The following is a 12,745-nucleotide window of genomic DNA, read 5'->3' as shown; positions in this document are numbered from 1 at the left end:
AAAGGAAGGAGGAAGACAGATGAATCTCTTGATTCGCGACATCGACCCCGTCCTCGTCAAACAACTCGACGAACAGGCGGAAAAACAGAGGTGTTCCCGACAAGGATTATTGAAAGGATTACTGACTACCTGGTGCGCGGACGGCGTCCAGTCGACACAGGTTGCGCGCCTCGAACGACAACTCGAAGCGAACACGTTACACCTCAAGCGGAGCGCAACAGAACTTGAACAATTGACCAAACTCTTCCGTGAGGTGATGCAGGATGACTAACGTTACTGGTGTCATCATCAAGTCGAAGTTCAAACTCCCTCAAGCAACACGACGAGTGCGTCGCTATACGACGTATCTCAATTACATTGACCGACCGGAGACGAAAGCACGGTTACATCAATTTGAGAATTACCATGACTATATGGAAGATGAACTGAAATCAAGTGGTCTCTTTACGGCGACGCAAGACCGATTAAACACGACCGAACGAGAGCAATTACGCGATGTCTTCCGACGAGCACAAGAGAACGGTAGCATCCTCTGGCAAGATGTCATCTCGTTCGACGAAGCGTGGTTACAGGAAGTCGGCGTCAAAGAAAATCGTTATATCGATGAACAACGTTTGATGCAGGCGACACGGAACGCGACCGCACTGATGATCGAAAAGGAACAGATGTTGCACGCGACATGGACTGCTGCGATTCATTACAACACGGATAATATCCACGTCCATGTCGCGACAGTCGAGACGATACATCCACGCGAACGCGGTAAACGGAAACCGAAAACAATCGAGAAGATGAAGGCGCAAGTCGTCCATACGCTTGCCGACCGGACACGTGAACAAGAGAAACTGAATACCTTCATCCGGGAAGAAGTGCTCGCACACAAACGAAATCGTTCGACGACGTCCGCTTCGAATCGAATCTTGCACCCGGAACTCGTTCGGCAGTACAAAACGATTCAGAAACAATTACCGGACGACAAGCGGCAGTGGTATTACAACATGAACGGCATGCACGAACTGCGTCCTTCACTCAATCAATTTACTGACACGTATCTTGCGACCTACTTCGAGAAAGAGCACAGCGAGTTTAAACAACAACTCGATACCGAGGTCGCATTCTACGAACGGAGTTATGGATCGGCATCCCAAGCATCGGCTTATCGCAAGACGAAGGAACAGGATCTCTACACGCGGATGGGAAACGCCATCCTGTGCGAAATGCGTGAGTCGTCCAAGCCACCTCAGAAGGTTGCGAAGACAGTTTCATCCTCACCCAAACAAAGAATCCAGTCTGCTTTTCGACGTGAACGGATCATGCAAGAGACGCTTTATCGGATCGGACGACACATGAATGATGAGTGGGACCACATCAAGAACCAGCGTGCTTTTGAACAACTCGAGCAGGAAGTCCAACACGAAAGGTAAGGTGAAACGGAATGGAAGAGACGAAGCAAGTCCGGATCCGGATGAGTGCCGTGACCGCTGAATTTTTAGAGGAGTATCGCGAGCGGGAACGACTGTCCGGAATTGGTCCGGCAATCGATCATATCATCCATGACTATCAAGAGATGATCAAGAAGCAATGGGATTTGAACTATATCAGTCGCTCCGTATCAAAACAGATCGAACAAGAGTTGACCACGTTCTGGGAAGGACAAATCACAAAGAGTCTCTCTCCGTTACGAAAGAGCGTCCAACAGACAGACCTTCAAACACAGATCTTGATTGAACTGGTGCAAGCCTTGATGCAGACGGAAAGCATAGAGGACATCATCCCGACGACAGAATACCGTCCTTCGTTTCTGGAGACAGCGGAGACGGCCGTCAAATCACGGATCGACCAACGAAAGCAACATAAGCATTCGAATGAGGAAAGGATGACCCACAAATGAGACGACTGGAAGCTTTCACACTCGCAATGTTTCTCGAACTGCATCCGACCCACGTCACAGTCTTGATTCATCAAGCGCGATACGACATCCCTGTCTCATATGACGAATATTCGTTACTTGAGATCCTGCAAGAAGAGCCTCTGTTGTTGCTCCCGGTATCACGTGATCGTCGTCATCTACTACTGGATCGACTTGCTACCGACCCGATGGTTTTAGAAGAGTTGAACGACTTTGAAGGTGCTGCTGATTCATCCGTTTCGTCTGAAGGAGCGTGAGACACATGGCATATAAGAAGAAAACACGTGAGGATTATCAGAAGGAAGTACAAGCCTTGACCGACAAGATGGAGACGCAGCTCGCTTCTCACTTTGTCAGTCAGGAGAGTATCAAAGAACATCTCGACTTCATGAGCCGGTTCCACCGCTATTCGACACGGAACATGCTATTGATCGAGGAACAGTTCCAAGGCGCGCGTGCCATCGGTTCTTATGCGTACTGGGAAAAACAAGGCGTACAAGTCCAAAAAGGAGAGAAGGGCATCAAGATTTTCGTCCCCTCCCCTGTCACCTTCATCAAACGAGAGACGGATTGGGTGGCATGGAAGGATGCGACGAAGACAGAACAAAAGCGCGCAAAGGAAGGTTCTCTTCCGACACGGAAAGCAATGTACTATAAAATTGGTCACGTCTTCGAGTACACGCAGACCGATGCCCGTGAGAAGGGACTCGAAGTCTCCGAGCTGTTTGCTTCGTATCATCGGAGCGGATCGATCCGTGAGGCAGAATCATTTCGCCGTGCGTTGAATGGTATTGCTGAGACACAAGACGTGACGTTACTTGATAAGCCGTTGAATGAGCTTGGTACAGCGAAGGGATGCTTCTATCCAGAGCTAAATGCGATTGCCCTGAATCCACGGAACTCGGACATCGAGAATGTCACCGTCATGATCCATGAACTCGCGCATGCGAATCTGCATAACACGGAACGAAACGAAAAGCGCGAAATCGAATTGAACCCGCACGAGAAGGAATTCCAGGCGGAGATGGTCGCCTACACGGTTGCGGCTCATTTCGATTTTCCGACAGACGAGTTTTCATTATCGTACCTCGCCAGCTGGACACAAGGAAGAGACTTGCGCGATAAAGAAGACTTGTTGCACGAAGTCCATCAGACATCCGGTCACTTCATCCGAGAGATTTATAGTTCGCTTGAGCACGAACAAGTACTTGAACGAGAAGCATCGCCTTTCAAGATGATCGAACATATCGAGAACGTTGCACAAATTACAGACCAAAGGATGCCATTAGCAGAACGACTCGAGCGGATCATTCAGCACACACCGGAGGATGTCGGAGCTTACCTGACGAGCATCGCCAAGCAGGACACGCAGCAAGATCTTTCAGCATTCAAGGAGCCAATGATGCTCGTCCATGGCGCGACAGACTTCTTCGAACCGTTTGCGAAAGCCAACGACCGCGACTTCGACGAACATGAGACGATTTCCTATACGTTGGTCATTCCTGAAGAAGAACCGATCAGTCAACACTTCCAGGGTCTTGAGGAAGCCAGTAGCCCGTTACATCATATCCTGAAGACGGAGGTCCTCAGCAAAGAGACAGAGCAAGTACTTGAGAAAGCATGGTATGACGAGATGGTATCGACCGAAGATCGAGATTTGGAAAAGGTAAAGCAAATCGTAAGTCGGCAACTTCATGTTCCATCGAAAGACTTTCATACAAGATGAGAGCGTATAAAGAAAAACTATTTTCTTATTGCTTATACAGCAACAGAAATGAGCAGATATGATGTGTCCTAATGTGTAATTGAATCGTATCAATTAAAGAGGGTGGGAACTTTATCCAGTAAAAGCTACCCTCCTCTTTCAACAGTGCGCTATACTTTAAAGTAGTTTGTATTTATTTAAAAGGAGTAACTAAATGGGCATAGAGAAAAGGGAACAAATCAAATATAAGATTTTTCACGAACAGGATATCAACCAATTGATGGATGTATTCTTTTCGACAGAAAAAGAATTGGGCCATGAGGAAACCGAAGTCATCTACACGATTCAATTTAAAGATGGAACAATCGATAGTGGTTCTGATCGATTGACTATCGACCGGAATCGGTCAATACAATCCATCGTCTTTAGTCTCACCAATAAAAGTTTACATACATCAATCGCTTTGAATCTTCACATTGATAAAAACAGCAGTACATACGCCGTCGGAGGTACTCATCAAGAGTGGGTAAAAGAAAAATCGACACAACTTCAAAAAATCATTGACGCTACCCCGAATCAAAATCAGTATCTCGCACACCCTGTTTGGAGAACGGGTCTATCCATTCTTTTAGTTCTCCTTATTTTTAGCTTCATGTATTTACTTATCGAGAACTATTTATCTAGTCGTGCTGGATATGCTTGGCTAATCGTAGCAGTCGTATGGGCTCATTTTTGGACAGGACGATTACTAGGTAACAATTTAGACATCTTGTATCCTGAAGTGGATTTTGATACCTCTATACATCGTGAGAGCAAGAAAAGAAAGCAACGAGCCTTCTTGAAATTGATCGTCATCTGCTTTCTTATTCCGTTGTTGGTAAAATTCATTGTGGAACGAATGATTTAATGCTCCTCAAGAAAATGTCTATAACAGGATATGCCAGTCAATGCGATATAATAAAAACTTCACTACATATCAACGAATGGAGGAACAACCATGAATAACAATCAAGCAGTTGCTTACGCCGTCATTGCCATGGAGCAACTCGGCTATACAATCGAGCAGATCGAAAAAGTTCAAGCCAGCATGCTATCTGAGATGGACTGGTCAGATGAAGAAACAGCAGAAAAGAAAGCAGCTACTATCTTAAAGGGATAAAATAAAACAGCAACATCGCCTTAAAAAAAGAAGCGATATTGCTGTTTTTGCTTACTTGAAATATTTCTGCTGTAAACTTCATTCAACGTGATTCTTTTTATTCATCTGCTTATTTGAGTTCAATCTTTTTTTCACCTAATTCTTTTCCCGCCATTCCTTGAGTCGCTTTCAATGTGACGACCGCTTGTGGATCATCGATGTCGTAAGCCATGATTCCCTTCGCGGTACCACCTGGTTTGATGTCATCGAGCTGATGTTCTAAATAAGAGGCATACTTCTCTTCTTGTGGCGTCATGCCTATCTCTAACTTATTGATCGTATCGGTTCCTTCTTGTGTCGCCTCGAAGCAAGCAATCCACGTAGTCATTCCATTCAGCGGCTCCTTGCTATCATTCGTTGTCTCGTATGTGAAGACGAGCTGTGGCTTCTCGCGGAAGTACTCTTTACTTGGCTCAAGCACTTCTGTCGAAAGAATCTTGACGGTCGCCATGTCAATTTTTAGCGTGTCGTCTTTGAAATAGACATCTTCTTTTTTCGTTTCCGCTACCTCGATCTTTTCAGTCGGATTCGCTGCTTTTTTAGGTGGATCTTCTATCGTTTCTTGTGTGCCACATCCAACGAGTGATAATCCTAACCCGACGATGACGACCGCTTGTCCTAACTTATTCATTTGCTTCAGCTCATTTCCTTTTTAGTCTTCCCACAGTTCTTCCATCAACTCATCGATTTCGTTGGAGAGTCGTTGCCGCTCTTGGTCATCCTTCTCGATATGACCGTACTCATCGATCCAGATGACATCTCCGGATTCAACCGTCATGGGAAAGCGAGAAATAAGGATGTCCCGCATTCTATCTTCGAACTCGACGACGACCCACTTTCCTTCAATGCGATCGATGATCCCTTTACGCTTACTCATTTCGACTTCTTGATCGTGTAGGACGATCCGTTCCCTTCAAAGACGATTGTCCCATTCTTATCCGTCCGTAGCATCGTCGCCTTCGCGCGCTTCAGGTTCGTCACGACTTCATTCGTCGGATGTCCGTAAGCATTCTTGCCAACACTAATAACGGCATACTTCGGTTTGACGTATTTGAGGAACGTCGCGCTCGTCGATGTCTTCGCCCCATGATGACCGACCTTTAGGACGTCCGCGCGCAACGTCTTCTTCTTCGCAATCATGTCTTGCTCCGATTTCAGTTCCGCGTCGCCTGTGAACAGGAACGTATTCTTCTTATACGCAACGTGCAACACGGCGCTCCAATTGTTCAAATCACTGTTCGCATAATCCTTCACCGGTCCGACGAACTGCGCCTTCACGCCTTTGACCGGAAGCGAGACACCGGCCTTCGCTGTCTTGATCGTCAGCTTCTCGCGTTTGACGGCCAGCAAGAAGTCCTTATAGGCTTGCGTCGTGTGCTTGACCTTCGGAGCATAGACACTCTTGACCTTGAATGAGTCGAGGACCTCATCGAGTCCACCGATATGATCCGCATCCGGATGCGTCGAGATCAGCATCTCGATGTCACCGACCTTCTGTTTCTTCAGATAAGCGACGAGTGCATCGCCTTTCCCCTTGTTCCCACCGTCCATGACGATATCTTCACCACTCGGCATCTTGATGTAGATCGCATCACCTTGTCCAACATCGATGTAGTGGACTTTGATCTTCGGTGTCGCGGCCTCTGCACTCTGTAACGGTCCTACCAAAAAGCCCACACTTACGAGCGCCAGGCTGACGCCCATCCATTTTCTCTTCATCTTGCATCGCTCCATTTCTGATTTGTAAGTTATCTTCAGTATACCGTGAATACCAGAAGAATAATGGGTATATTTCCCACCTATCATTTTTTCTTTATAGGTCGCACCTTTTAACGAAAAAACATATAAAAAAACAGACCTTTAACGGGTCTGTTCCAAATAATGTTGCTGAATAAAAGCGAGCAGTATATCGACATCAACGAACCAGGTCACATGCTCGATCGAACCATCTACTTCTCGCACCAATCGAACCTGCGCATCGATGATGGTCACTTTTTGCGAGTGCTCCACCATGTCCATCCATTTTCTCGACTCCTCGTCTACAGTTGTATTCATTTTCGTCACTCCTCTTTGGTTTGCTTGAACATAGCATACAGTCGTGAAGGACATCGTACGAATCCGTTTAATCGAGATAAGCACGACGATAGTTGAACTAACGAAAGAGTTAAGGACGAATCTAGGACTATTTTCACTTCATTCTTTAGAAAACGGCGAATCATTTAGAACAGGAATCCCATCACAACTGGTATTTGCAGATTAAAATAACTGGTCCCTGCAGATTAAATCAGTTTGAGACTCCTAAAATTATTTTCTGGTCTTATCACGCTACGTGCCTTCCGTCGCAAGGATAAGGAACGTAGAGATGCCTCACGCATGAGCCCGAAAGTTCTTCTCTTGTCTCTACTAACACATACAAACTAAATCGAAATGTACAGAGGATGATTCACTCAAAGATAAAAGATGTACATACGTACACCGACAGCAATTCCATTACTTCTTCTATGACCACTTCCTCAACAACCAGCACCTCTCACGAATCGACAGAAGACGATACGAAGCATCTCTGGCCCGCAGTGGACGAATCCCACTGCGAGCTTCTTTTCTCACTTGGATTTGGTACAAATCCATTCACTATCTGCTTGTACATCCTTCAAAGAAAAACGTATTCATTTTTCGTCCATTCTTTTTTGACAGCTGATAAAAGGTTGAAATCTCTATAAGAGCTTCAATTTGATTCATCCAAGTTTAATAAAGTGAAAAATGTATCTAGAATTTATTTAAAATTATAGGTAATAATGTTTCTTAATTAATTTTTTTGTCATATAAATGTAGAGTAATAAAATATTTTAGAAGGAGAATTTAATTGAAAAATTTATTAAAGCACAGTTTAGTTTTTAGTTTGACGTCTGTACTGTTAACCTCTAATTTGTATACTCCTAACAAAGTAGTGATTGCTGAAGAACTTTCTAAAAACAATGTAGTATTGGAAAATCAAGATAATAAAGATTTAGAAAATAGGTCTTCAGAGGAATTGAGCAACGAAAAGACGGTCGTAAGTAAAAGAAAAGACGGAAAATATTCCGTGAACTTTTTTGATGACATCGTTCAAACAAAATCAGGAGAGGATTGGGAGGAGGTTAATCCGAACTTTGAGGAAGTTAGTTCTGATAAATTTTCAACAAAATCGACCGATCTACTAATAAATTTTGATTCTGAAATAGATAGTAAAACTCCAATGCTCGTTGTTGGTAACCAAAAAAACGATATTGTTACTTTTACATTTAAAGGAATGGAATCGAACAAACGACTTATTCCAATTAATACATCAGAAGGAAAAATAACCGAAAACAAGTTAACGCATGAAGAAATTCTCAATGATATCGACTTAAGACATACTGCTCTCAATATGGAGATAAAAGAAGATATTATTTTAAATAAACCAACTTCTGAGATTAATTCATTTGTGTATGAAATTCAAACAAAATTAAAAGCTAATCTCAAGAAGGATGGCTCGATTTCCTTTACAAATTTGAAGGGGGACATGGTCTATGTAATGCCAGCCCCTATGATGAGCGATAGTAGTATTAATGACAAATCAGGTTTATCAGCAGAAAGTTACGATATTTCATACACACTAGAACCTACCCAAAATGGTTATGAACTACGTTTATCACCTTCTAAGGATTGGATTAACGACAAAGATCGTGTTTATCCAATCTATATTGATCCTTCCTTAGCAAAAGACGCCTCTCTTGATACTTTTATTTCAAGCGCGAGTCCGGAAACTAATTTCAATAAATATTGGAACTCTTCATTAGCTGAGTATGTGTTGCGAGTAGGAAAATATGATTCAGGAACGGGTACAAACTATTCATTTATTAAAATGCCATCTTTATCTGATTTAAAAGGAGCAAATGTTTCGGATGCAATACTGAAAAGTTTTGTTAAATGGAGCTTTTATCCTGAGACTAAAACAGGCATTTGGGTAGATAGTGTCAATAGTAATTGGTCTGAAACAGAATTAAATTGGAATTCAAAACCTTTATCGACAAACATTACCTCTACAACAGTTTCAAAAAATCAATGGGCAAACTTTAATGTAACTTCCGCATTAAAAACAATTGCAAATGGCTCTAGAACTGATTATGGCTTTAAACTTCATACAAATGGAAACGGTCAAACGTATTGGAAACAACTTACCGCGAGTGAAAATAGTAAAAATAAAACGAATTTAGAGATAACTTATAGCTATCCACAAATGGGATCTTTAAAAACAGATGTATTTCCTTCAGGGGCAGGCGCAACTACGGGATACATAGATTTATCTTGGCCCTCTGTTAAATACGCTACCAACTACCGTTTACAACTATATAACGGTAAAGGATGGCGGACAATCTATAATGGGACATCATTAAAATATAGTACGAAAGATAAAAAAATATGGCCAAAGCTTAGCCAGTACAGCACTCGTGATGATTTAACAGGTGGTATTGCATTTAGATCTGGGGATGGTATGGAACTACCTATGGATCCCTCTCCTATGTATACTCAAAGCTCTGGAGTAGAATCAACATCCAAAGCATATCAATTTAGAGTTGTTGCAGATTATAAATTGGGTAGTAGTCCAGTTTCAAAAGTAACTAAGCAAACATTAGAAGGGATTATTCCTGATCAGCCGGTAGCTCCAAAAATTATCGAAAACGTTAGTTTTTTAGAAGATGAACAAGGATATTTCAGAGTGGATTGGGAGCAAGTTGAAGGGGCTAATTCCTACGACCTAGAATTATTTAACGGGAATAACTATGAGCGCATTCCAGTCGGTAACGTAACATCATGGTCGAGCAAAGGCAAAAGAATCTTCCCGTCCGAAGATGAGCTTGAATTATTAATACCAGGTACAACAAAAGTGTTTCATAGCGACTTCTCTGGAACAGATTTTTTGACAAACGCTAAAGAACTATACAAAAAAAATGGATTAAGTACAACTTATCATAATACAACTAACTATTATGTTAAAGTAGTAGCCAAATCTTCAAAAGGTGAAAGTACGCCATCAGGTTTTACTAGAATCAATTTCCCTATGAAAAAAGTTGAATTTGGTCTAGAAAGTATTCGAGAAAGTGAAAACGAACAAAACATTTTCTTAAATTGGGACTCTATAGACAATGCAGCTGGGTACTTGATTTATATGTATAATGGAAAGACATATCAACTTGTTGATGATGTTTCTTCAAATCAACTAGAGTGGAGTACAAAAAATAAAAAAATATGGCCTAAAACCGATCAAGGTACACTCTTCAGAAGTAAACAAAAAGATGGCATGGATATCCCTCTAAATCCCGAATCATTTTATGAAAAAAACGGAGACCTACTTAATTTCAAATCTGATTTTAGTTTTAAAGTTTTAGCTTATAGAGGTGTTAACAACGCATATGTTCCTTTTGATAATTTATACTACATTGGTTTAGGGGACGGGTTTGCTGATTATTCCAGCGAAACTTCATTCTCTAATAACTATGTTGATACTCCTGAAGATTTTCAGGTAGATGAAAATGATTTAGGAAACGGTAAAGGTGCATTTAATCTCAGCTGGTCAAAAGTAAATAATGCATCTGGCTATACAATTTCTATTTTTAACGGTCAGGAATTCGAATTATTTGACGTTGGTAATGTAGAAACTTGGACTACCTCAGGGAAAAAGATTTTCCCCCTAGATACTGAAATAAATGCTAGTTCATTTAAGCTTCATAAAGACAACAATGGAACTGACTTTGATTATGATGCTAGTAAGTTGTATCAAAATGCTAAATATTTCTCAGATGAAGATAATATGTTCCAATTTAAAGTTACAGCTTATAAAGATGGAATAAGTTCGAAATCATCTGAAGTAGAGTATGGCACTATCGATAATAATGTGGAACAACCTACAGATTATTCTCCTAAAGAAGTAGTGGGTGAAGAAATCTATCCAGAAGAATGTCCAGATATGACTACGACTGCAAAATGTATGTTAGACATTTTCAATACTAATCTAGAAGAAAACCAAAAAGCTGTGGACGAAATCGAAACTCTAAAAAAATCAATGGATTCTAGCTATACGCCACAATCACAAGATTTCAAGAAAGAGTATAGAGATATATTAGAGGGCTTACAGACAAAAGTAGCTTCGGAAAATGTAATCGATCAAATAACTGAAATCGAAGCTGAATCTAAACTCTCTGGATTAACGGGTGAAGAACAATTACTTTCCGAAGAGGATGATGTAGTAGAATCATCAGATTTTGATGTACCTCTCAATTTAAAGATTGAAAACTTAGCAAAGGATTCCGTTGCCATAGCAGCCATTAAAAGCAGTTACAATAACCAACCTGAAGAAACTGATTTAAATGCATTAGATCAGTACACTCTGTTTTCAAGAGTAGATACCTATTATACGTATAACGATAGGTTTATTCCGGCTAAAGAATATCTAGAGATTTTAAAGAAAAGCGAATCTGCCGCGACAAAACAAGTCGTACTAAAAGGTTTAAAAATCACTGTGAAAATTTCATACAAGGCAGACTATGATAAAAAGAAAAAAAAGTATATTTTAAATTACAACTTTTCCATTGATGATGAATTTGGTGACGTTCCAAAATACTATAAGGTTGAAAGAGAATTTTTAAAACGTGATTCAATTTTCAAAACTTACACAAAATTACAAAAAAATAAAGTAAAGAAAAAGTATGTTACTCATCCTAAAAGTAAATATGCACCTGCCGCAAACATATTTGACGAAGTCACTATAAATTCAACACTTTTCAGAAATGTTAAATATACCATCACAGCTAAAGGTTACAAACCAATGGTTCAATCTACGCGTGTACACTTGTTGAATAAAAAAGGAAGCCTCTATCCACCTCTAGATGATCCTTATACAAAGAAAAAGTTACCTTATCCTCATCAAACAACATATGAGAAAGTAACGAAAAAGCAGGCTGCTGAAGGCAGAAGACAATGGAAGAACTACAGAACAAATTATAGAAAATACTATATGAATACCTATAAAGGATCACCTAATGGTAAAGGAAAAACCGATTGGGGTGGGATTGACTGTCATCATATACGACAGATTGATCACGGTGGAAGTGCTACGGACAATAAAAATATAATACCGCTAATAAGAAAGGAACATCATACAGTTACTACATGGTGGTCAGCATATTAATGAATGAGGAGGAGAACAAATGAAGCCTATCGAAAGAACGTTAATTTTACTCAAGCAAATGTTTAAAGATGAACCAAGGTTCATTATCGGGAGTTACGGAACAAATGGATGGGCAACTTGTACATTCAACAGTCCTTTAACTTCTAAAGAAGTTGATTCATACTTCGTGAAAGAATCTGTTACGTTACCAAAGGACTACAAACATTTTCTTACGTTACATAACGGATGTAATTTATTTAGAACAGAATCGGACTTGATCCTCGAATTATTTCCTCTTGAAGAAATGCTCAAACTATCGGCAGAACATCATTCAGAAGACGGTCTCCTTTCGGAAGGAAACTACTGGATTGTAGGTCAAATTGATGAGTACTGGATTTTAATTGATAAAAATCAATGTAAAGATCCAGAGTATTCTTTTAGAAAGCCTTATATTTCTGTTGTACATCCATCTGATGGGTTGGAGATGGTTGTTCCACTGAATTTAAATTTTGAATGTTTTTTAGAATGTGCTGTTATTGCTCAGGGCGATTACTTTTGGGAGTGGTCAGAGGATACTGTTATATACGGTGATGCTGTTACGTATGATGAAGTGGATGTAGACCTTTATCTTTAAAAGCATAAGCAATAAAATTTTCTAAAAAGCTAAACTGAATCCGATGATAACAATTTTTAAAAATGTTATCATCGGTTTTTTTATAAATTTATAGTATTTAGAATTATTTTTTT

The 12,745-nt window shown here is 40.7% G+C and carries 13 protein-coding genes; 9 read left to right on the top strand and 4 right to left on the bottom strand.

Going from position 1 to position 12,745, the window contains the following annotated elements; genetic code table 11:
• Nucleotides 1–19 precede the first annotated feature (19 nt).
• The 7 genes from KNP87_RS13265 to KNP87_RS13235 all read left to right on the top strand — a co-directional run bounded on the left by KNP87_RS13265 (nucleotide 20) and on the right by KNP87_RS13235 (nucleotide 4,773).
• Nucleotides 20–271: a hypothetical protein gene (locus KNP87_RS13265; protein ID WP_214721973.1), complete on the top strand. Its 252-nt coding sequence runs from the start codon at nucleotides 20–22 to the stop codon at nucleotides 269–271.
• Complete coding sequence (gene mobP2, locus KNP87_RS13260) at nucleotides 264–1,424, top strand: MobP2 family relaxase (protein ID WP_214721972.1); 1,161 nt, start codon at nucleotides 264–266, stop codon at nucleotides 1,422–1,424. Before KNP87_RS13265 ends, mobP2 begins: the two co-directional genes overlap by 8 nt.
• A gap of 11 nt (nucleotides 1,425–1,435) precedes the next feature.
• On the top strand, nucleotides 1,436–1,891 hold the full coding sequence (locus KNP87_RS13255; protein WP_214721971.1) for a hypothetical protein: 456 nt from the start codon (nucleotides 1,436–1,438) through the stop codon (nucleotides 1,889–1,891).
• Complete coding sequence (locus KNP87_RS13250) at nucleotides 1,888–2,166, top strand: hypothetical protein (protein ID WP_214721970.1); 279 nt, start codon at nucleotides 1,888–1,890, stop codon at nucleotides 2,164–2,166. Before KNP87_RS13255 ends, KNP87_RS13250 begins: the two co-directional genes overlap by 4 nt.
• Nucleotides 2,167–2,171: 5 nt before the next feature.
• Complete coding sequence (locus tag KNP87_RS13245; protein ID WP_214721969.1) at nucleotides 2,172–3,635, top strand: ArdC-like ssDNA-binding domain-containing protein; 1,464 nt, start codon at nucleotides 2,172–2,174, stop codon at nucleotides 3,633–3,635.
• Nucleotides 3,636–3,828: 193 nt separating this feature from the next.
• The gene (locus tag KNP87_RS13240) at nucleotides 3,829–4,521 is read left to right on the top strand and encodes a hypothetical protein (protein ID WP_214721968.1); all 693 of its coding nucleotides are present in this window, start codon (nucleotides 3,829–3,831) and stop codon (nucleotides 4,519–4,521) included.
• 90 nt (nucleotides 4,522–4,611) lie between these two features.
• Nucleotides 4,612–4,773 (top strand): hypothetical protein, encoded by a 162-nt coding sequence (locus tag KNP87_RS13235; RefSeq protein ID WP_158537545.1) that lies wholly within the window; start codon nucleotides 4,612–4,614, stop codon nucleotides 4,771–4,773.
• Between the two features lie 109 nt (nucleotides 4,774–4,882).
• Here the strand turns inward: KNP87_RS13235 and KNP87_RS13230 are convergent, their stop codons facing one another.
• The 4 genes from KNP87_RS13230 to KNP87_RS13215 form a co-directional block, all read right to left on the bottom strand.
• The gene (locus KNP87_RS13230) at nucleotides 4,883–5,443 is read right to left on the bottom strand and encodes a DUF5067 domain-containing protein (RefSeq protein ID WP_214721967.1); all 561 of its coding nucleotides are present in this window, start codon (nucleotides 5,441–5,443) and stop codon (nucleotides 4,883–4,885) included.
• Between the two features lie 21 nt (nucleotides 5,444–5,464).
• Nucleotides 5,465–5,689 (bottom strand): DUF3006 domain-containing protein, encoded by a 225-nt coding sequence (locus KNP87_RS13225; RefSeq protein WP_214721966.1) that lies wholly within the window; start codon nucleotides 5,687–5,689, stop codon nucleotides 5,465–5,467.
• Nucleotides 5,686–6,531, bottom strand: a complete 846-nt coding sequence (locus KNP87_RS13220; RefSeq protein WP_214721965.1) for a ComEC/Rec2 family competence protein — start codon at nucleotides 6,529–6,531, stop codon at nucleotides 5,686–5,688. The genes KNP87_RS13225 and KNP87_RS13220 overlap by 4 nt, the downstream gene beginning before the upstream one ends.
• Before the next feature lie 141 nt (nucleotides 6,532–6,672).
• Entirely contained in the window at nucleotides 6,673–6,867 is a 195-nt protein-coding gene (locus KNP87_RS13215) for a hypothetical protein (RefSeq protein WP_214721964.1), read from the bottom strand.
• Between the two features lie 808 nt (nucleotides 6,868–7,675).
• On the opposite strand from KNP87_RS13215, the gene KNP87_RS13210 reads away from it, so the two are divergent.
• Complete coding sequence (locus KNP87_RS13210; RefSeq protein ID WP_214721963.1) at nucleotides 7,676–12,019, top strand: DNRLRE domain-containing protein; 4,344 nt, start codon at nucleotides 7,676–7,678, stop codon at nucleotides 12,017–12,019.
• 19 nt (nucleotides 12,020–12,038) lie between these two features.
• Nucleotides 12,039–12,632: an SMI1/KNR4 family protein gene (locus KNP87_RS13205; protein ID WP_214721962.1), complete on the top strand. Its 594-nt coding sequence runs from the start codon at nucleotides 12,039–12,041 to the stop codon at nucleotides 12,630–12,632.
• The last annotated feature ends 113 nt before the right edge of the window (nucleotides 12,633–12,745 follow it).

The organism is Exiguobacterium sp. s192, from assembly GCF_018618795.1.
GTDB classification, from domain to species: domain Bacteria; phylum Bacillota; class Bacilli; order Exiguobacteriales; family Exiguobacteriaceae; genus Exiguobacterium_A; species Exiguobacterium_A undae.
The sequence above is the reverse complement of the archived record's forward strand: the minus strand, read 5'-3'. Positions and strand labels throughout refer to the sequence as shown.